At 75.8% G+C, this 19,790-nt stretch carries 16 protein-coding genes; all 16 read left to right on the top strand.

From position 1 onward, the window contains the following. The first annotated feature begins 162 nt into the window (after nucleotides 1-162). The 16 genes from HNR08_RS03635 (at nucleotide 163) to HNR08_RS03560 (ending at nucleotide 19,776) form a co-directional block, all read left to right on the top strand. The gene (locus HNR08_RS03635; protein ID WP_183834783.1) at nucleotides 163-1,023 is read left to right on the top strand and encodes a glycosyltransferase; all 861 of its coding nucleotides are present in this window, start codon (nucleotides 163-165) and stop codon (nucleotides 1,021-1,023) included. Then, a complete protein-coding gene (locus tag HNR08_RS03630; protein WP_146834307.1) occupies nucleotides 1,020-2,162 on the top strand; it encodes a glycosyltransferase family protein in 1,143 nt (380 codons plus the stop codon). The genes HNR08_RS03635 and HNR08_RS03630 overlap by 4 nt, the downstream gene beginning before the upstream one ends. Before the next feature lies 1 nt (nucleotide 2,163). Then, on the top strand, nucleotides 2,164-2,682 hold the full coding sequence (locus HNR08_RS03625) for an acyltransferase (RefSeq protein ID WP_146834304.1): 519 nt from the start codon (nucleotides 2,164-2,166) through the stop codon (nucleotides 2,680-2,682). Nucleotides 2,683-2,730: 48 nt separating this feature from the next. After that, nucleotides 2,731-3,963: a glycosyltransferase family protein gene (locus HNR08_RS03620; RefSeq protein ID WP_146834301.1), complete on the top strand. Its 1,233-nt coding sequence runs from the start codon at nucleotides 2,731-2,733 to the stop codon at nucleotides 3,961-3,963. A 91-nt stretch (nucleotides 3,964-4,054) separates the two neighbouring features. Beyond that, nucleotides 4,055-7,708, top strand: coding sequence for a transcription-repair coupling factor (gene mfd / locus HNR08_RS03615; RefSeq protein WP_146834298.1), 3,654 nt, complete (start codon nucleotides 4,055-4,057; stop codon nucleotides 7,706-7,708). 82 nt (nucleotides 7,709-7,790) lie between these two features. Continuing rightward, the gene (locus tag HNR08_RS03610; protein WP_221286305.1) at nucleotides 7,791-8,333 is read left to right on the top strand and encodes a SurA N-terminal domain-containing protein; all 543 of its coding nucleotides are present in this window, start codon (nucleotides 7,791-7,793) and stop codon (nucleotides 8,331-8,333) included. Next, entirely contained in the window at nucleotides 8,330-8,980 is a 651-nt protein-coding gene (locus HNR08_RS03605; protein ID WP_246802946.1) for a nucleoside triphosphate pyrophosphohydrolase, read from the top strand. The genes HNR08_RS03610 and HNR08_RS03605 overlap by 4 nt, the downstream gene beginning before the upstream one ends. 165 nt (nucleotides 8,981-9,145) lie before the next feature. Continuing rightward, on the top strand, nucleotides 9,146-10,708 hold the full coding sequence (locus HNR08_RS03600; RefSeq protein ID WP_146834292.1) for a Re/Si-specific NAD(P)(+) transhydrogenase subunit alpha: 1,563 nt from the start codon (nucleotides 9,146-9,148) through the stop codon (nucleotides 10,706-10,708). Between the two features lies 1 nt (nucleotide 10,709). Continuing rightward, the gene (gene pntB, locus HNR08_RS03595; protein ID WP_146834289.1) at nucleotides 10,710-12,095 is read left to right on the top strand and encodes a Re/Si-specific NAD(P)(+) transhydrogenase subunit beta; all 1,386 of its coding nucleotides are present in this window, start codon (nucleotides 10,710-10,712) and stop codon (nucleotides 12,093-12,095) included. Nucleotides 12,096-12,281: 186 nt separating this feature from the next. After that, nucleotides 12,282-13,562, top strand: coding sequence for a phosphopyruvate hydratase (gene eno, locus HNR08_RS03590; protein WP_146834285.1), 1,281 nt, complete (start codon nucleotides 12,282-12,284; stop codon nucleotides 13,560-13,562). 172 nt (nucleotides 13,563-13,734) lie between these two features. Next, nucleotides 13,735-14,727, top strand: a complete 993-nt coding sequence (locus HNR08_RS22200) for a septum formation initiator family protein (RefSeq protein WP_276509345.1) — start codon at nucleotides 13,735-13,737, stop codon at nucleotides 14,725-14,727. Nucleotides 14,728-14,781: 54 nt separating this feature from the next. Beyond that, on the top strand, nucleotides 14,782-15,324 hold the full coding sequence (locus HNR08_RS03580) for a DUF501 domain-containing protein (protein ID WP_371862360.1): 543 nt from the start codon (nucleotides 14,782-14,784) through the stop codon (nucleotides 15,322-15,324). Between the two features lie 43 nt (nucleotides 15,325-15,367). Then, a complete protein-coding gene (locus HNR08_RS03575; protein WP_146834282.1) occupies nucleotides 15,368-16,339 on the top strand; it encodes a Ppx/GppA phosphatase family protein in 972 nt (323 codons plus the stop codon). A 436-nt stretch (nucleotides 16,340-16,775) separates the two neighbouring features. Further along, nucleotides 16,776-17,102, top strand: coding sequence for a PadR family transcriptional regulator (locus HNR08_RS03570; RefSeq protein WP_146834279.1), 327 nt, complete (start codon nucleotides 16,776-16,778; stop codon nucleotides 17,100-17,102). Continuing rightward, complete coding sequence (locus tag HNR08_RS03565) at nucleotides 17,099-18,256, top strand: HAAS signaling domain-containing protein (protein WP_146834276.1); 1,158 nt, start codon at nucleotides 17,099-17,101, stop codon at nucleotides 18,254-18,256. The genes HNR08_RS03570 and HNR08_RS03565 overlap by 4 nt, the downstream gene beginning before the upstream one ends. 80 nt (nucleotides 18,257-18,336) lie before the next feature. After that, a complete protein-coding gene (locus tag HNR08_RS03560) occupies nucleotides 18,337-19,776 on the top strand; it encodes an NAD(P)/FAD-dependent oxidoreductase (RefSeq protein ID WP_146834274.1) in 1,440 nt (479 codons plus the stop codon). Nucleotides 19,777-19,790: the final 14 nt, after the last annotated feature.

Raw genomic sequence — 19,790 nt, 5'->3', positions numbered from 1 at the left:
CTGGGCCCGCGCGGCGCGTGGAGCGCGGCCGTCGCGGGCGGTGCGGACCCCTCGTCCGCGAGCCGAGGCTAGCCGTCCGAGATGCGCCATATGTGGGCTTTCGTCCGAATTCACCCTGAAGGCGGTGCCGCGTCCGGGGGACCCCGACCTACGCTCGTCGCCATGACCCCCCCGAGCACCGTGAGCGCCGTCGTGTACTCGCGCGACGAGGCTGACCTGCTGCGGGACTGCCTACCGCGCCTGGCCGGCTTCGACGAGGTGCTGGTCTGCGACATGGCCTCCACCGACGACACCGTCGCCGTGGCCGCCGCGCACGGCGCCCGCGTCGTCCCGGTGCCGGACGTCCCGGTCGTCGAGCAGGTCCGGCAGCGCGGCCTGGACGCGGCGACGTCCGACTGGGTGCTGTTCGTGGACGCCGACGAGCACCTGCCGGCAGGGTTCCGCGCCGCGCTCCAGCCGGTGCTCGACGGGCCGTCCGACGTCGCCGGCGTGCGGCTGCGGTACGACAACGTCGCGTTCGGCCGCCTGCTCGAGCACTCCCTGCAGGGCAGCGCCAAGTACGCGCTGCTGCGCCGCGGCCGGGCGCACTACGCCGAGCCCGCGCTCGCGCACGTGCCGCCGGTCCTGGACGGGCGGGGGATCGACGCGCCCGCGTCCGTGCCCGGGATCGCGCACCTGAACTTCCGCTCCGTCGAGCAGACGACCGAGAAGATCCTGCGGTACGCCGCCAACAACCCCGGCCGGTTCACCCGGGTGGACGACCCCGTCGCCCTGCTGCGCGAGCTCCTGCGGTCCACCGTGTTCGGCGGCGCGTGGCGCGACGGCCGGGCGGGGTTCGCCGTCGCCGCGCTGCACACGTTCGGGCACCTGTACGGCTCGCTGCTGGAGGCCGAGCGCGCGGGCGTCCTGGCGCGCGACGTCCCCCCGCGCAGCGCCCGGCTCCTCGGCGCCGTCGAGGGCGTCCAGCGCGCCGCGGTCGCCGCGCGCGACGGGGTGCGGCGCGCGGTGCGGGGCCGCCGGTGACCGCGCGCGAGCCGCTCCGGCTGGTGCACGTGACGCGGCTCCCCCCGAGCCCGAGCGGCGTCGCCGCGTACGCGGAGGCGTTCCGCCCGGTGCTCGACGCGCTCGGCGAGGTGGACGTGGTGCGGCTGCCGCCCGACCCCGCCGCGTCGCAGTCCGGCGTCCTCGCCCTCCGCCTCGCGCGCCGCCTGGCACGCCGGGACCCGGCCGAGGTGGCCGTCGTCGAGCAGGCCGGCCGCGGCCTGGCGGAGTTCTGGGCCGCGTGGTGGCTCGCCCGGCGCGGGCGCCGCGTCTGGCTGATGGTGCACGACGTCCCGGAGCTGTCCGGCGGCGCGTTCTTCACGACGGCGCTGGACCGGCGGGGCGGTCGGCGGGTCGCCGCGGCGCTGTCGGCGACCCTCGGTCGCCGGGCCGAGCGGGACCTGCTGCGCCGGGCCGAGCGGGTGCTGTGCCTGTCCCCGGCCGGGGCGCGCGCACTGGAGTCCGCCCACCGGCTCGACCGCACCGTGCAGCACGTGCCGCACGTCGGCGCGGTCACGGACGCCCCGGTCGACGGCCGCACCGAGGTGCTGCTGCCCGGGTACGTCGCGGACGCCGCCGACGTGCTGCCGCTGGTCCGGGCCGCCGGCGACCTGCCCGACGGCTGGACCGTCGCGGTCGGCGCGGCCTCGGCGGAGACCGAGCGCCGGGTGCGCGCCGCCGCGGCGGAGTGCGGCGCCACCGGCCGGGTCCGGCTGCTCGGCTTCCTGCCGGAGCCCGAGGTGCGGGCCGCGTTCGCCCGCGCCGCCGTCGTCGTGCGCTGGCGCCGGGACGGCTGGGGCGGCGGCGGGGCGTACGCGGTCAGCGGCCCGCTGGTCGCGGCGCTCGGCCAGGGCTGCGCCGTGGTGACCAACGACTCCCGCGGCGCGGCGTACCTGTTCGACGAGGCGGGCGTCGCGGTGGTCGGCGACGGCGACGCGGGGGAACGGGACCTGCTCGCGGCGGTGCGCGCGCTCGCGGCGGACCCCGCCGAGCGACGGCGGCGCGGGGCCGCGGGGCGCGAGGTCGTGCGCCGCGACCACGTGCCCGAGGCGGTCGCCGCGCGCCTGCGCGGCAGCGTGGACCGCGAGCACGCGGGCGCGGCCCGCGGGGAGGACGGCTGACGTGGGACGACGCGGCGAGCTGCTGTTCAACCGGGTGGTGACGCACGTGCCGAGCAACGCGCTGCGCATCCGGACGCTGCGCGCGCTCGGCGCCGACCTCGGCGAGCACGTCTACCTGTTCGGCAGCTCCGAGGTGCTGGAGCCCGGGAACCTGCGGATCGCCGGGCGCTGCCACGTCGGCCGGTTCTGCCAGGTGGACGCGCGCGGCGGCATCGACATCGGCTGGGACGTCGTGATCGCGAGCCACGTGCTGCTGGTCACGGCGGACCACGACCTGCGCGACCCGGGGTTCCCCGGCCGGCTCGGTCCGATCAGCATCGGCGACCGCGCGTGGCTGGCCAGCCGGTCGACGGTCGTGCGCGGCGTGACGATCGGGGAGGGCGCCGTCGTGGCCGCGGGCGCCGTGGTGACCGAGGACGTGCCGCCGTGGACGATCGTCGGCGGCGTCCCCGCGAAGCCGATCGGGGAGCGGCCGCGCGAGCAGCACTACCGGATCGACTACGGCCCCGAGCGGTACTGACGTGACAGCCCCGCGGGCGGGACGCCCGGCCGCCGCCGGAGGTGCGCCGTGCCCGGGTCGCTGAGGCACCGCGCCGACGTGTCGGTGGTCGTGGTCGCGCACGGCACCGAGCCCGGGCTGCCGGAGTCCGTGCGGAGCCTGCTGGCGAGCCTGGACGACGCGGCGCGCGGGGCGCACGTCGGGGCGCGCGGGGCGCACGACGCGCCGCACGCGGACGCGGCCGGCGGGCTGCGGGGCGACCACCTCGGCGGCGAGCTCGTCCTCGTCGTGCGGGACGTCGCCGCGCTGCCGTGCGCGGTGCGCGCCGCCGACCCCCGCGTGCGGGTCGTGGCGGCACCGGGCGTGGCCGGCGGGCGCGCCCGCAACGTCGGCGTCGCCGCGGCGCGGGGGCGGTACCTGCTGTTCACCGTCCCGGGCGTGCGGGTCCCCGCCGGCTGGGTCGCCGCCCTCGTCGCCCCGCTGCGCTCGGGGCACGCGGACCTGGTCGCCGGCGCCGTGCATCCGCCGGGCGGCGCGCCGGCGACCGGTCCCGCGGCCGCGCTGCTCGGCCTGGTCGCGGACCCGCCGCCGCGCGGCGTGCTGCCCGAGGCCTCCGCCGGCGCGACCCGGGCCGTGCTGGAGGCCGTCGGGTTCGACGAGGCGCTCGGCACCGCCCGCTACCCCGGAGCGGCGGAGGTGTTCCGGCGGGACGTCGTGGGCGCCGGCTTCCGCGCGCACGCCGTCGCGGGGGTGCCGGTCGAGGTGCCCGCCGACCCGCGCGCGGCGGGCGGGCGCGTCCTCGCCGCCCGGGCCCGGGGCCAGGGCCGCACCGCCGCCTACGTCGAGCGGCACCTGCGCGACCGGCCACCCGCCGCGGCCGCCGCCGGCCTGCGCCTGCTGCGGGACGCCGCCGCGCTCGCCGCCGCGCGGGCGGGCCGGGCCCCGCTCGACCGGCTGCTGCCGGCGCGGGCCGCGGTCGCCCGCGACCTGAGGTCCCTGGCGCTGCTGCGCGCGCCGGACCGGGAGCGGCCGCGGTCGGCGGCGGGCGACGCCCCCGGGGGCGCCGGCGCCCCGCGCGCCGCCGAGCCGCGGGTCCTCGTCGCGCGCGGGGCGCAGCCGCCGACGACGCTGCCCGAGCTGCCCGCCGAGCGGCCCGCCGAGCCGCCGGCCGAGCCGCCGGCCCCGGCCGCCGCGGGCGGGGTCGCCCCCGGCGACCGCGGGGTCGTGCACCAGTTCTGGTCGCCGGCGCGCACCCGCGCCGCGGCGGCCCGCGGGTGGGGCGCGCTGCCGCCGACGGGCTGAGTGTCGGCGGACGCTCGTACAGTGGGACCCCACCCCGGATCCTGCGGATCCGGGGTCATCGTGCTGTGCGCCCCCGTGGCGGAAGGAACCCATGAACGTCGCCGGTCTGCTGCCCGTCCTGCTCGCCGACCCCGCCGTCGCGCGCGCCGTCGACCTGGTCCCCTCCCGGGGCGAGGTCGACGTCGTCGGCCCGGCCGGCGTCCGCCCGCCCCTCCTCGCCGCCCTCACCGGTGGTGCCGCGCCCGTGGTGCCGGCGGCGCCCGCCGGTTCCCGCCGCGCCGGCCGGCCCCTCGTCGTCGTCACCGCCACCGGCCGCGACGCGGACGAGCTCGCCGCCGCGCTGCGCTGCTACCTGCCCGACGACGACGTCGCCGTGCTGCCCGCGTGGGAGACGCTGCCGCACGAGCGGCTCTCTCCCCGGTCCGACACGGTCGCGCGCCGGCTGGCCGTGTTCCGCCGCCTCGCGCACCCCGACCCGGAGCAGAGCCACGCCGGACCCGTCCGCGTGCTGGTGCTGCCGGTGCGGGCGCTGCTGCAGCCCGTGGTCGACGGGCTCGGGGAGCTCGAGCCCGTGGCGCTGTCCGTGGGCGACCGGGCCGACCTGACCGACGTCGCCGAGCGCCTGGTCGGCGCCGCGTACTCCCGGGTGGACATGGTCGAGCGGCGCGGGGAGTTCGCGGTCCGCGGCGGCATCCTCGACGTGTTCCCGCCCACCGAGGACCACCCGCTCCGCATCGAGTTCTGGGGCGAGGACGTCGAGGAGATCCGCTGGTTCTCGGTCGCCGACCAGCGCTCCCTCGAGGTCGCCACGCACGGCCTGTGGGCGCCGCCGTGCCGGGAGATCCTGCTGACCGACGCCGTGCGGGAGCGCGCCGCGTCCCTGGTCGAGCGGCTGCCCGGGGCCGTCGACATGCTCGACAAGCTCGCGCAGGGCATCGCGGTCGAGGGCATGGAGTCCCTCGCCCCCGCGCTGGTCGAGCGCATGGTGCCGGTGCTGGACCTGGTGCCGGACGACGCGCTGCTGGTGCTCGCCGACCCCGAGCGGGTCCGGCGCCGGGCGCACGACCTCGTCGCGACCACCGAGGAGTTCCTCCAGGCCGCCTGGACGTCCGCCGCCGCGGGCGCGGCCACCCCGCTGGACCTGTCCGCCGCGTCGTTCGCCTCGTTCGCCGAGGTGCGGGCGCTCGCTGCCGTGCGCGGCCTGGGCTGGTGGACGCTGTCGCCGTTCACGCTGGACGCCGACGCGGTCGAGGGCGAGCCGGGGGCCGACGAGCTCCGCGGGGGCGACGGCGTCGAGACGCTGGTCGTCGGCGCGCGCGAGGTCGAGCGGTACCGCGGCGAGGTCGACCGGGCCGTCGCGGACGTCCGCCGGCTGCAGCAGGACGGCTGGCGGCTGCTGCTCGCCACCGAGGGCCACGGCCCCGCGCAGCGCATGGCCGAGCAGCTGCGCGCCGCGGACGTGCCCGCGCGCCTGGTGCCGGCGCTGCCGGACGAGATCGACCCCGGCGTCGTCCACGTCACGCCCGCGCAGGTCGGTCCGGGCTTCGTCGCCGAGGACCTGCGGGTCGCCGTGTTCTCCGAGACCGACCTCACCGGCCGCCCCGGGTCCTCCACCCGGGACATGCGGAAGATGCCCAGCCGCCGGCGCAACGTCGTCGACCCGCTGCAGCTGCGCCCCGGGGACTTCGTCGTGCACGAGCAGCACGGCGTCGGCCGGTTCGTCGAGCTCGTGTCCCGGACCATCGGCTCCGGCGCGGCCGCGGCCACCCGCGAGTACATGGTCATCGAGTACGCCTCGTCGAAGCGCGGCCAGCCGGGTGATCGTCTGTTCGTGCCGACCGACCAGCTCGACCAGGTCACGAAGTACGTCGGCGGCGAGGCCCCGAGCCTGAACAAGATGGGCGGCTCCGACTGGGCGAAGACCAAGGGCCGCGCCCGCAAGGCGGTCAAGGAGATCGCCGGCGAGCTCATCCGGCTGTACAGCGCCCGGATGGCGACCTCCGGGCACGCGTTCTCCCCGGACACCCCGTGGCAGCGCGAGCTCGAGGACGCCTTCGCCTACGTCGAGACGCCGGACCAGCTCGCCACGATCGACGAGGTCAAGCAGGACATGGAGAGGCCGATCCCCATGGACCGGCTGATCTGCGGCGACGTCGGCTACGGCAAGACCGAGATCGCGGTGCGCGCGGCGTTCAAGGCGGTGCAGGACGGCAAGCAGGTGGCCGTGCTCGTGCCGACCACCCTGCTCGTCCAGCAGCACCTCGACACGTTCACGGAGCGGTACGCCGGCTTCCCGGTCACGGTCAAGGCGCTGTCCCGGTTCCAGACGAAGGCCGAGTCGGAGGCGGTCGTCGACGGGCTGCGCGACGGGTCGGTCGACGTCGTCATCGGCACGCACCGGCTCATCACCGGCGAGATCCGGTTCAAGGACCTGGGCCTGGTCATCATCGACGAGGAGCAGCGGTTCGGCGTCGAGCACAAGGAGACGCTCAAGGCCCTGCGCACGAACGTCGACGTGCTCGCGATGTCCGCGACCCCGATCCCGCGCACGCTCGAGATGGCGGTCACCGGCATCCGCGAGATGTCGACGCTGGCCACCCCGCCGGAGGAGCGGCACCCCGTGCTGACGTTCGTCGGCGCGTGGGAGGAGAAGCAGATCTCCGCCGCCATCCGCCGCGAGCTGCTGCGCGAGGGCCAGGTGTTCTACGTGCACAACAAGGTCGAGTCGATCGAGCGCACCGCGTCCCGGCTGAACGAGCTCGTCCCCGAGGCCCGGATCGCGGTGGCCCACGGCAAGATGAACGAGCACCAGCTCGAGCAGGTGATCGTCGACTTCTGGGAGAAGCGGTTCGACGTCCTCGTCTGCACGACGATCGTCGAGACCGGCCTGGACATCTCGAACGCGAACACCCTCATCCTCGAGCGCGCCGACCGGCTCGGGCTGTCCCAGCTGCACCAGCTCCGCGGGCGCGTCGGCCGCGGGCGGGAGCGGGCGTACGCGTACTTCCTGTACCCGCCGGAGAAGCCGCTCACCGAGACCGCGCACGACCGGCTCCAGACCATCGCGGCGAACACCGACCTCGGCGCCGGCATGGCCGTCGCGATGAAGGACCTCGAGATCCGCGGCGCCGGCAACATGCTCGGCGGCGAGCAGTCCGGGCACATCGAGGGCGTCGGGTTCGACCTGTACATCCGCATGGTGGGGGAGGCCGTGGCGTCCTACCGCGGCGACCAGCCCGAGGAGCTGCCGGACGTCACCGTCGAGCTCCCCGTCGACGCGCACATCCCGCACGACTACATCGCGCACGAGCGGCTGCGGCTGGAGGCGTACCGCAAGCTCGCCGCCGCGGCCGACGAGGCGGCGCTCACCGAGATCTCGGAGGAGCTCGTCGACCGGTACGGGCCGATCCCGGAGGCGGTCGCGAACCTGTTCGCGGTCGCCCGGTTCCGGCTGCACGCCCGGAAGGCCTCGCTGTCCGACGTCACCGCGCAGGGCAAGTTCGTGCGGTTCGCGCCGGTCGAGCTGCCCGAGTCCGCGCAGCTCCGGCTCAAGCGCCTCTACCCCGGCTCCGTGCTCAAGCCCGCCCTGCGCACCGTGCTCGTGCCCTTCCCGACGACGGCCCGGATCGGCGGCAAGCCCCTGCACGGGGAGGCGGTCCTGGCGTGGGCGCGCGAGCTGATCGACGCCGTGCTGCTCGGCGACGTCGCGGCCGCGGCGTCGGTCGGCACCGGCGCGGCGCGCTGAGCGGCGCGGGGACGGCCGCGCGGGGTCCTACGATGTCCGGGTCCGAAGGCGACGAGGTCGAGAAGGCGTGGGTGAGCGTGCGGTGACGCGGAAGTCGAACCGGCGGGTGGTGGCCGTCCTCGGGGCGGTGGCGCTCGCGGGCAGCCTGGCGGCGTGCAGCGGCGGACAGCCCGGGGCCGCGGCGGTCGTGGACGGCCGGGTCATCCGGACCACCGACGTCGACCGCGCTACGCGCGAGCTGTCCGGGGTCTTCCCGGGCCTGACGTCCTCGGCCGTCGTGACGGTGCTCCTGGTCGAGCCGCTGATCAGCGCGCACGCGTCCGACGCCGGCATCGGGGTGTCCGACGAGCAGGCCGTCGAGGCGCTGCAGGCGCAGGCCGAGCAGCAGGGCGTCGAGCTCGCCGGCGACCTGTCCGGCGCGTCCGTGTCCGTCGCCCGGTACGCCCTGGAGTCCTCCGCGCTGCAGCAGTCCGACCAGGGCGCCGACATCCAGCAGGCCGTCTCCGAGGACCTCGCCGCCGCGGACGTCACCGTGAACCCGCGGTTCGGCACAGTCGGCGAGGGCAACGTCCCCGGCCCGACCAGCTACCCCTGGCTCGTCACCGCCGCGACCGAGGGCTCGTGACCGACCCGGGCGCCGCCGGCGACCCGCTGCGCCGGCTCGTCGCGGTCATGGACCGGCTGCGCTCGCCCGGCGGCTGCCCCTGGGACGCCGAGCAGACGCACGCCAGCCTCGTCCCGTACACGCTGGAGGAGGCGTACGAGGTCGCCGAGGCCGTCGAGCACGACGACCGCGCCAACCTCCGCGAGGAGCTCGGGGACCTGCTGCTCCAGGTGGTGTTCCACGCCCGCATCGCGCAGGAGCACCCCGACGACCCGTTCGACGTCGACGACGTCGCCACGGATCTCGTCGCGAAGCTGGTCCGGCGCCACCCGCACGTGTTCGCCGACGCCCGGGTCACCGACGCCGACGGCGTGCACCGGCAGTGGGAGCAGATCAAGCGCACCGAGAAGCAGCGGGAGTCCGTGCTCGACGGCGTCCCGCTGGCGCTCGGGGCGCTGGCCCGGGCGCAGAAGGTCGCATCCCGCGCCGCCCGCGCCGGGCTCGACGTCTCCGCGCCGGCGGGCGACGCCCTCGGCGAGCGCCTGCTGGCCCTGGTGCTCGAGGCGCGGGCGTCCGGCCTGGACGCCGAGGGCGAGCTCCGCCGCGCCGCGGCCGCGTGGGAGACCGACCTGCGCGCCGCGGAGCGCGCGGCCGCCCCGGACGCCTGACCCGCCGCGCGGCGCCGGCCGCCCCGTCTGCCAGCGGGAAAGCGCTTGCTGGGCCAAAGGTCCGGCCCGGTCGGCGCGCAGACTGGGCAGGATGGGCGCGGCCGCGGTCCGCCCGCGGCCCGTCTCGCGCCCCGCGGGCGCGCACGAACCGATGAGGAGGGGTCGATGAGGATCGGCGTCCCGAAGGAGAGCCGGCCCGGCGAGCGCCTGGTCGCCGCGACGCCGGCCACCGTCGCCCAGCTCGCGAAGCTGGGGTACGAGGTGGTCGTCGAGCACGGCGCGGGTGCCGCGGCGAGCTTCCCGGACGCGGCCTACGCCGAGGCGGGTGCGGCGCTCGCCGACACGGCCGAGGTGTGGGCCAGCGACGTCGTCACCGCGGTGAACGCGCCGGGGGAGGCCGAGATCGCGGCGCTCACGCCGGGCGCCACGGTGGTGTCGATGATGGCCCCGGCCGCGCACCCCGAGCTCGTCGAGGCCCTCGCGGCCCGCGGCGTCTCGGCGCTGGCCCTCGACGCCGTGCCGCGCATCTCCCGCGCGCAGGCCCTCGACGTGCTCAGCACGATGTCGAACGTCGCGGGCTACCGCGCCGTCATCGAGGCGGCCGAGGAGTTCGGCGGCATGTTCACCGGCCAGGTGACGGCCGCAGGCAAGACCCCGCCCGCCACGGTGTTCGTGATCGGCGCCGGCGTCGCGGGCCTCGCGGCCATCGGCGCGGCCGGCAGCCTCGGCGCGCAGGTCCGGGCGTACGACGTGCGGCCGGAGGTCGGCGAGCAGATCGAGTCGATGGGCGCGTCCTTCGTCCAGGCGCAGGCCGCCCAGCAGGAGGTCAGCTCGGACGGGTACGCGAGCGCGCTGACCGCGGAGCAGGAGCGCCTGACCGCGGAGATGTACGCGGCCGAGACGGCCAAGGCGGACATCGTCGTCACGACCGCCCTGGTCCGCGGCACCGCGCCCCGCACGATCAGCGCCGAGATGGTCGCCGCGATGCGGCCCGGCAGCGTGATCGTCGACCTGGCGGCGTCCGGCGGCGGCAACTGCGAGCTGACCGTCCCGGGCGAGAAGGTCGTCACCGACAACGGCGTGACGATCCTCGGGTACACCGACCTCACCAGCCGGATGGCGCGGCACACGTCGCAGCTGTTCGGCACGAACGTGGTCAACCTGCTCAAGCTGCTGACCCCCGGCAAGGACGGGGCGCTCGTCCTCGACCTCGACGACGTGGTGCAGCGCGGCATGACCGTGACCCGGGCCGGGGAGGTGATGTGGCCGCCGCCGCCCGTGCAGGTCTCCGCCGCGCCGGCCGCCGACGCCGCGCCCGCCGTGGCCCCGGTCGACCCGGCCGAGAAGGCCCGGCTCGCCCGCGAGGCCGCGGCGCGCAAGGGCCAGCGGCAGATGGTCGGGCTCGCGCTCGGCGCCGTCCTGCTCGCCCTGGCGATCACGTTCTCGCCGGCCGCGTTCCTCGGGCACTTCACGGTGTTCGTGCTCGCGGTGTTCGTCGGGTACTACGTCATCTCGAACGTCAGCCACTCGCTGCACACCCCGCTGATGGCCCAGACCAACGCCATCTCCGGGATCATCCTGGTCGGCGCCCTGCTGCAGATCGGCAGCGACAGCTGGGTCGTGTCGGCACTCGCGTTCGCGGCGGCCGCGGTCGCCTCCATCAACATCTTCGGTGGCTTCCTCGTGGCCTACCGGATGATCGGGATGTTCCGGAAGGAGGAGGCCTGAGATGCTCACCTCCGCTGTCCAGGGCGTGTACCTCGTCGCCGCCGTCCTGTTCGTCCTGAGCCTCGCGGGGCTGTCCAAGCAGGAGACCGCCCGCCGGGGCAACCTGCTCGGCATGGTCGGCATGGGCCTCGCCCTCGCCGCCACCGTGGTGCTCAGCCTCGACGAGTCCGAGCGCAGCCCGCTGGTCACGCTCCTGCTCATCGCGCTGGTGCTCGTCATCGGCATCGCCGTCGGCACCTGGCGGGCGCGCAGCGTCGAGATGACGCAGATGCCCGAGATGATCGCGATGCTGCACTCGTTCGTCGGCATCGCGGCCGTGCTCGTCGGCTTCAACTCCTACCTGACCGAGACGCACGCGGACGCGGTGCACCTGGTCGAGGTCTTCCTCGGCGTGCTCATCGGCGCGGTGACGTTCACCGGCTCGATCGTCGCGTACCTCAAGCTCTCCGCGAAGATGAAGTCGGCGCCGCTCACGCTGCCCGGCCGGAACTGGCTGAACCTCGGCGCCCTCGTGGTGTCCGCGGGCCTGATGGGCTGGTTCATCGCGAGCCCGTCCCTGGTCCCGCTGGCGATCATGACCGTCGTCTCGCTCGCGCTCGGCTGGCACCTCGTGGCCGCGATCGGCGGCGGAGACATGCCCGTCGTCGTGTCGATGCTCAACTCGTACTCCGGGTGGGCCGCGGCGGCCGCGGGCTTCATGCTGAGCAACAACCTGCTCATCGTCACCGGCGCCCTCGTCGGGTCCTCCGGTGCGATCCTGTCGTACATCATGTGCCGCGCGATGAACCGGTCGTTCATCAGCGTGATCCTCGGCGGCTTCGGCGCCGAGGGCGGGACCGTCAGCGCCACGGCCCAGGACTACGGGGAGCACCGCGAGGTCCAGGCCGCCGAGGTCGCCGAGCTGCTCAAGAACGCCGGCTCGGTCGTCATCACCCCCGGCTACGGCATGGCGGTCGCCAAGGCCCAGTACCCCGTCGCCGACCTGGTGGCGCGGCTGCGGGCCGCCGGCGTGGACGTGAAGTTCGGCGTGCACCCGGTCGCCGGCCGCCTGCCCGGGCACATGAACGTGCTGCTCGCCGAGGCCAAGGTGCCGTACGACATCGTCCTCGAGATGGACGAGATCAACGACGACCTGGCGGACACCGACGTCGTGCTCGTCATCGGCGCGAACGACACGGTCAACCCGGCCGCACTCGAGGACCCGGGCTCGCCGATCGCCGGGATGCCGGTGCTCGAGGTCTGGCACGCCAAGCAGGTCGTCGTGTTCAAGCGGTCGATGGCCACGGGGTACGCCGGCGTGCAGAACCCGCTGTTCTTCCGCGAGAACACCGCGATGCTGTTCGGCGACGCGAAGGACCAGGTGGAGCGCATCGTCGCCGCGCTCTGACCTGCCCGACCCCGCCCCGACCTCGCACGACGCGGCCTCCCGCACCGCCCGCCCGGCGGTCAGGGAGGCCGCGTCGTCGGCGCGTCGGGCGCGGTTCACCGAGCCCTTGCCAAAGGTCCCACCGCCGTTCGCGGCGGACGGCACTAGGCTGAGGTCGCAAACCACCGCATTCGTCGAAGGAGCACCATGGCCAGCATCGAGGCCGTCGGCGCCCGCGAGATCCTTGACTCGCGCGGCAACCCCACTGTCGAGGTCGAGGTCGCGCTCGACGACGGCACGATCGCCCGTGCCGGCGTGCCCTCGGGTGCCTCGACCGGTGCCTTCGAGGCCGTCGAGCGCCGGGACGGCGACAAGTCGCGGTACCTGGGCAAGGGCGTCGAGAACGCCGTCAACGCCGTGATCGACGAGATCGCCCCGGAGCTCATCGGCTTCGAGGCGTCCGAGCAGCGCCTGGTGGACCAGGCCCTGATCGACCTCGACGGCACCCCGAACAAGGGCAAGCTCGGCGCCAACGCCATCCTCGGCGTCTCGCTGGCCGTCGCGAAGGCCGCGGCCGACTCGGCCGACCTGCCGCTGTTCCGCTACGTGGGCGGCCCGAACGCCCACGTCCTGCCCGTGCCGATGATGAACATCCTCAACGGCGGGTCGCACGCGGACTCCAACGTGGACATCCAGGAGTTCATGGTCGCCCCGATCGGCGCCCCGACCTTCCGCGAGGCCCTGCGCACCGGCGCCGAGGTCTACCACTCCCTCAAGTCCGTGCTGAAGAGCAAGGGCCTGTCGACGGGTCTCGGCGACGAGGGCGGCTTCGCGCCGAACCTCGAGTCGAACCGCGCCGCGCTGGACCTCATCCTCGTCGCGATCGAGAAGGCCGGCTTCGTCCCGGGCAAGGACGTCGCGCTCGCGCTCGACGTCGCCGCCACCGAGTTCTTCAAGGACGGCGCCTACCAGTTCGAGGGCGTCGCGAAGACCCCCGCCGAGATGGTCGCGTTCTACGAGCAGCTCGTCGCGGACTACCCGCTGGTCTCCATCGAGGACCCGCTGTCCGAGGACGAGTGGGGCACCTGGTCCGAGCTCGTCGGCAAGATCGGCGACAAGGTCCAGATCGTCGGCGACGACCTGTTCGTCACCAACCCGGAGCGCCTGGCCAAGGGCATCGAGCTCAAGGCCGCGAACTCCCTGCTGGTCAAGCTCAACCAGATCGGCACCCTGACCGAGACGCTGGACGCCGTGACCCTGGCGCAGCGGAACGGCTTCACCACGATGACCTCGCACCGCTCCGGCGAGACCGAGGACGTCACGATCGCCGACCTGTCCGTCGCGACCAACGCCGGCCAGATCAAGACCGGTGCGCCGGCCCGTGGCGAGCGCATCAACAAGTACAACCAGCTGCTCCGCATCGAGGAGGAGCTGGACGACGCCGGCCGTTACGCCGGCGCGACGGCCTTCCCGCGCTGGAAGGCCTGAGCCCTCAGGCTCTCGACCGGAGGCCGGCGACCCCACGCGGGGTCGCCGGCCTCCGGCGCGTCCGGGCGCCGGCGCCGTGGCTGCTGCGCGCGTGTGCGGATCGTGTGCGCGTCGGCGGACACGGCCGGTCGTCCTGCGGGTCCGGAGGCCCCGCGCGGGGCACAATCGAGCCATGCCGCCCGCCCGTCGTCCCGCCGCGCCCCGCTCGGGTGCCGCGCCCGACGACCCGCAGCGGCCCCCGGCCCCCCGGTCCGCCCCGCGCACGACGGGCGTCCCGCGCTCGCCCGCGCCGACGCGCCGGACGGGGACGCCGGCCCCCGCGACCCGCCGCTCCGGCGACCCGGCTGCGCGTCCCGGGGCGCCCGCGACCGCCCCCGCCGGCGAGGCGTCGCCCCGCACCGCCGCGCCCGCCACCCGCCCGCCGGCCGGTGCCCAGCCCGCCACCCGCGCGTCCGGCGACCCTGCCCCGCGTCCCGGCGCCGGCGTCCCGCAGCAGTCGGTCCCGCGCCCCGCCGCGCCGCGCCCCGCGACGTCGCGGGCCCGGGCGACGCCGTCGGCCCCGCCCCGCCCCGCCACGTCCCGCCCGGGTGGCACCAGGCCGGGCGGCCGGGGCTCCGGCGGCCGGCGCGCCACGGGCACCGAGACGGTGCAGCAGCGGCTGCCGCGGCTGTTCACGGTGCGGGCGCTCGTGATGCTCATCGTGCTGTCGATCGCGTTCGTCCTGGTGTTCCCGACCCTGCGGCAGTACCTGGACCAGCAGGTGCAGCTCGAGCAGCTCCGCGCCGAGGTGTCGCGGGCCGAGGCGCGCAACGAGGACCTGCAGGCCGAGCTGGACCGCTGGTCCGACCCCGCCTACGTCGAGGCGCAGGCGCGGTCGCGGCTGGCGTTCGTCATGCCGGGGGAGCGGGCGCTGCGCGTGGCCGACCCGGAGGTCGTGCCCCCGGACGCCGCCCCGGAGGACGAGGCGGCCGGCCCGGTCAGCGGGGAGGCCGACGACCCGACCCGGCCCTGGTACGCCCGGGTGTGGGACTCCGTGCAGATCGCGGGGGTCGCCGGGACCGGCACGTCCGAGGGCCCGGCCGCGACGGGGGACAATGGGACGGCGCCGGAGGACGGCACCGGGGCCACCGAGCCCGCGGGGGAGCCCTCGGCGCCGACGCCCTGACGCCGATCCGCCGACCCGCGCACCCACCGATCCCCGAGGACCACCGTGACCGACCTGCCCGGACCCGCCCTGCCCGACCCGGCCGAGGTGCCGCGCGCCCGGCACGACGCGCCGGAGGTCACCGAGGCCGACCTGACGGTGCTCCGCGAGCAGCTCGGCCGGCCCGCGCGCGGCGTGGTCGGCGTCGCGGCGCGCTGCGTGTGCGGCCGCCCGCTGGTGGTGCGGACCGCCCCGCGGCTCGACGACGGCACCCCGTTCCCGACGACGTACTACCTCACCTGCCCACCGGCCGTCGGTGCCGTGAGCACGCTCGAGGCCACCGGCCTGATGAAGGAGCTGACCGCGCGCGTGCAGGCCGAGCCGGAGCTCGCGGCGGCGTACGAGCGCGCGCACCGGGCGTACCTCGCGGACCGCGCCGAGCTCGGGGAGGTCCCGGAGATCGCGGGCATCTCGGCCGGCGGGATGCCGACGCGGGTGAAGTGCCTGCACGTCGTCGTGGGCCACGCGCTGGCCGCCGGCCCGGGCGTGAACCCCGTCGGGGACGACGTGCTGCTGCGCCTCCGGGACGCCTGGCGCCCGGACCGCTGCACCTGCTGACCCGGCGCGCGTCGCGGTCGCCCGGGATGGGAGGATGGCCCGCGTGACGCGTGTGGCTGCCATCGACTGCGGGACCAACTCCATCCGGCTCCTGGTGGCCGACGTCGACCCCGCCGCGGGGACCCTGACGGACCTGGACCGGCGCATGGAGGTCGTGCGGCTCGGCCAGGGCGTCGACCGCACCGGCCGGATCGCCCCCGAGGCGCTCGCGCGGACCCTGGACGCCACCCGCCGGTACGCGCAGGTCTGCGCCGACCTCGGCGTCGAGGCCGTGCGCTTCGTCGCGACCAGCGCGTCGCGGGACGCCGAGAACCGCGACGAGTTCGTGGCGGGCGTCCGCGAGGCGCTCGGGGTCGAGCCCGAGGTGATCGGCGGCGTCGAGGAGGCCGCGCTGTCGTTCCGCGGGGCGACGGGCGTGCTCGGCTCCCGGCACCCCGGCCCGTACCTGGTCGTGGACCTGGGCGGCGGCTCCACCGAGGTCGTGCTCGGCGAGCGCACCCCGGAGGCCGCGTACTCGATGGACGTCGGCTGCGTCCGGATCACCGAGCGGCACCTGCAGTCCGACCCGCCGACGGCGGCCGAGGTCGCCGCCGCGGAGGCCGACGTCCGGGCGGCGCTCGACGTGGCCGCGCAGCACGTGCCGTTCGGGCGCACGGCGACGCTCGTCGGGCTGGCCGGCTCGGTGACCACCGTGACCGCGCACGCGCTCGGGCTGCCCGCGTACGAGCCGGCCGCGATCGACGGCTCGGTGCTCGGCGTCGACGCGGTCGTGGCGGCGTGCGACGACCTGCTCGCGCGCGACCGGGCCTCCCGCGCGGCGCTCGGCTTCATGCACCCCGGCCGGGTCGACGTGATCGGCGCCGGCGCGCTCGTGTGGCGGGAGGTCGTGCAGCGGGTCCGCGCGGAGGTGCAGGCCGCCGGCGGCGCCCTGACCGAGGTCGTCACGTCTGAGCACGACATCCTCGACGGCATCGCCTGGAGCGTCGCGGAGCGCACGGCGGCCCCGACGGCCTGACGTCCGGAGCGCGCGCCGCTCGGCCCTGCGCGCCGCCGCGCCCGCCGGCCCTGCGCGCCGTCGCGCCCGCCGGCCGCTCGGCCTGTGCGCCGTCGCGCCCGCACCGGCCGCTCGGCCCTCCGCGGCGAGTGGAGGGTTCTGGCGGGACACGCCGGCGTGTCTCGCCAGAAACCTCCACTCGGCGGGCGGGGTGGCGTGGGGATCGGCGGGCGAATGGCGTGGGACAGGCGCGGGTGGCGTGGACAGGCGCGCGGTGGCGCGCGACACGCCGCGCTAGCGAGGTGTGCCCGGTACTGCGCAATCTGTACTACCGTGTGTCCTGCGGGAGTCGAGGAGGGTCGCCTCCCGCACCAGCAGGCGGTGGTGCGGCGGACAGGGGGCGTCGCACCACCGCACCGGTCGCACGGCGCGGCCGCCGCTCACCCGGGGAGGCGCGTTGGACACGACCCAGCTGCTCAAGGGGGTCCTCGACGTCGCGGTGCTCGCCGTCGTGGCCGAGGAGGACGGGTACGGCTACGACGTCGTCCGCCGGCTGCGGGCCGCCGGGCTCGCCGAGGTGGGCGACGCCTCCGTGTACGGGACGCTCCGGCGCCTGTACTCCCAGGGCGCCCTGACGTCCTACGTGGTGCCGAGCGACGAGGGCCCGCACCGCAAGTACTACGGGATCAACGCGCAGGGCCGGGCCATGCTGGCTGCCCAGCGCAAGGACTGGCGCGAGTTCGCGGGGACGATGGCGCGCCTGCTCGAGGTGGAGGCAGCGTGAACGGGACCGCCCATGCCGCGGCGGCGCCGGGGACCGGACCGGTCGCCGACGTCGGGGAGTACGCCGCGCGGGTGCGCGCGCACCTGGCGGGTCTGCCCCAGGACCAGGTGGACGACCTGACCGACGGGCTGGAGGCGGACCTCGCGGACGCCCTCGCCGACCCGACGGTCGTGACGGGCACGGACCCCGGCGACCTGGTCGCCCGGTTCGGCGAGCCGCGCGACTACGCCCGGGAGCTGCGGCTCGCGGCCGGGCTGCCCGAGCCGGCCCCGGCGACGGCCCGTCCTCGGGGTCCGCGCGCGGCGGGGCGGCGGCTGGCGGCGCGGGTGCACGCCGGCGGGCGGCGGATGGCCGCCGACCTCGACGCGCAGCCGTGGTGGCCGCCGGTGCGGGAGTTCCTGGTGACGCTGCGTCCCGTGTGGTGGCTGATCCGCGCCTGGGTGGCGTACCAGCTGATCGTGCTGGTCGCGGGCCGGGGCGAGGGCTGGCTGCCGCGGGACCTGGTGACCGTCGTGCTGCTCGCGGTGCTGATGGTCGTCAGCGTGCAGTGGGGGCGGGGGCGGTGGCTGCCCCGCCGGGTCCGCTGGGTGCCGGCGCTGGTGTCGGTGGCGGCGGTGGTCCTGTTCGTGCCGGCGGTGGCGGTCGCGAGCGACGCCGAGCTGAACCGGCGTGCCCCGGTCGTCGAGTACTACCCCGAGTACGTCGAGTCGGGCGTGCCGTTCCCGCAGGACGGCGTCTGGGTGGACGGCATGCAGGTGAGCAACCTGTTCGCGTACGACGCCGAGGGCAACCCGCTGCACGACGTCCAGCTCTACGATGACCGCGGGCGTCCGGTCCGCACGACGTCGGACGGCGGCTGGGGCGAGTGGAGCCTGCCGGGCGTCGAGGACGCCTGGAGCTTCGTGCCGGTGCCGGACGAGGACGGCCGCCGGCTCTGGAACGTGTACCCGCTGCGGGGCGCGCCCTCGGAGGAGTTCGACTGGGACGCGGTGGGCGACGGCGTCCAGGTCGAGGGCACCCTCGCGGGAGACCCGCGCACCCCGCCCCGGCCGTTCGCGCAGGCCCCGGCGTTGGCCGACGCTTCCGCCCAGGACGAAAGTCCTGCGTCGGACGCGAGCGTCGCCCCGACGCCGACCCCCGAAGCGACTCCCTGACGCGTCGATCCGGGACTTTGTGCCCAGAATCACGTGGCTCAGGTTCGCCTTGCCTCAGTCATGGGACGTACCGTTGAACCATGTCTGAGTCCACCGTCACGACCCCGGCGCGCCCCTCCGCGAAGCCCCGGAAGGTGCCGCGCATCGTCATCCTGGGCGGCGGGTCCGTGGGGCTGTACTCGGCCCGCCGGCTCCGTCGGCGCCTGGGCAACCGCGAGGCCGCCATCGTCGTGGTCGACCCGCGCCCGTACATGACCTACGCGCCGTTCCTGCCGGAGGCCGCCGCCGGGTCCATCGACGCCCGGCACGTCGTCGCCCCGCACCGCCGCGCGCTCAAGGGCATCGACGCGCTGCAGGGCAAGGTCTCCGCGATCAAGCACGCCGAGCGCACGGTCGAGATCACGCCCGAGGAGGGCGACCCGTACTGGATCACCTACGACCACCTGATCGTGGGCCTCGGCTCGGTCGCCCGCACGCTGCCCATCCCGGGCCTCGCGGAGCAGGCGATCGGCTTCAAGAACGTCGAGGAGGCCATCGCCGTCCGCAACCACGTGCTGGGCCGGATCGACCGCGCGTCGTCCACCTGGGACGCGGACCTGCGCAAGCGGATGCTCACCTTCACGTTCGTGGGCGGCGGGTTCGCCGGCGTCGAGGCGATCGCCGAGGTCGAGGACATGGCCCGCGACGCGATCAAGCAGTACAAGTCGCTGGACGCCGAGGACCTGCGCTTCGTGCTGGTCGAGGGCTCGCGCCGCATCCTGCCCGAGGTCTCCGAGGAGCTGGGTGGCTACACCCTGGAGCAGCTGCGCAAGCGCGGCATCGAGGTGTTCCTGTCGACCTTCCTCAACTCGTGCGTCGACGGCCACGTCGTCCTGTCCGACGGCACGGAGTTCGACTCCGAGACGATCGTGTGGACCGCGGGTGTCAAGGCCAACCCGGTGCTGCAGAACTCCGACCTGCCGCTGGACCGGATCGGCCGCGTCATCGCGCTGCCCACCCTGCAGATCGCCGACGCCGAGGGGAACGTCGTCCCCGACGCCTACGCCGCCGGCGACTGCGCCGCGGTGCCGGACCTGACGAACCCCGGCCAGTTCTGCCCGCCGAACGCCCAGCACGCCATCCGCCAGGCGAACCACCTCGCCGACAACCTGGCCCGGGTGCTGCGCAGCGCCGAGCCGACGGACTACAGCCACAAGAACATCGGCGCCGTCGCGTCGCTCGGCATGTACAAGGGCGTCGCGCAGTTCATGGGCCGGATCAAGGTCCGCGGCTTCCTGGCCTGGGTCATGCACCGCACGTACCACGTGATGGCGATGCCGACCTGGAACCGCAAGATCAGCATCATGGCCGGCTGGACCGCGAACCTGCTGTGGCGCCGCGAGGTCGTGCCGCTGGGCTCGATCCACGACCCGCGCGCGGAGTTCCGCGCCGCCTCCGTGCCGCCGAAGCCGAAGCCCGCGCCGGCCGAGGACCACTCGCCGGTCCCGAGCACCGAGGCGACGCCCAGCGCGTCCGCCTGACGCACCCGCACCCG

Source organism: Cellulomonas hominis (assembly GCF_014201095.1).
Lineage (GTDB): Bacteria > Actinomycetota > Actinomycetes > Actinomycetales > Cellulomonadaceae > Cellulomonas > Cellulomonas hominis.
The sequence above is the reverse complement of the archived record's forward strand: the minus strand, read 5'-3'. Positions and strand labels throughout refer to the sequence as shown.

Coding starts and splice junctions, on each gene's coding strand:
- HNR08_RS03635 (WP_183834783.1), top strand. CDS start 163: ATGACCCCCCCGAGCACCGTGAGCGCCGTCGTGTACTCGCGCGACGAG.
- mfd (WP_146834298.1), top strand. CDS start 4,055: ATGAACGTCGCCGGTCTGCTGCCCGTCCTGCTCGCCGACCCCGCCGTC.
- HNR08_RS03600 (WP_146834292.1), top strand. CDS start 9,146: ATGAGGATCGGCGTCCCGAAGGAGAGCCGGCCCGGCGAGCGCCTGGTC.
- pntB (WP_146834289.1), top strand. CDS start 10,710: ATGCTCACCTCCGCTGTCCAGGGCGTGTACCTCGTCGCCGCCGTCCTG.
- eno (WP_146834285.1), top strand. CDS start 12,282: ATGGCCAGCATCGAGGCCGTCGGCGCCCGCGAGATCCTTGACTCGCGC.
- HNR08_RS22200 (WP_276509345.1), top strand. CDS start 13,735: ATGCCGCCCGCCCGTCGTCCCGCCGCGCCCCGCTCGGGTGCCGCGCCC.
- HNR08_RS03560 (WP_146834274.1), top strand. CDS start 18,337: ATGTCTGAGTCCACCGTCACGACCCCGGCGCGCCCCTCCGCGAAGCCC.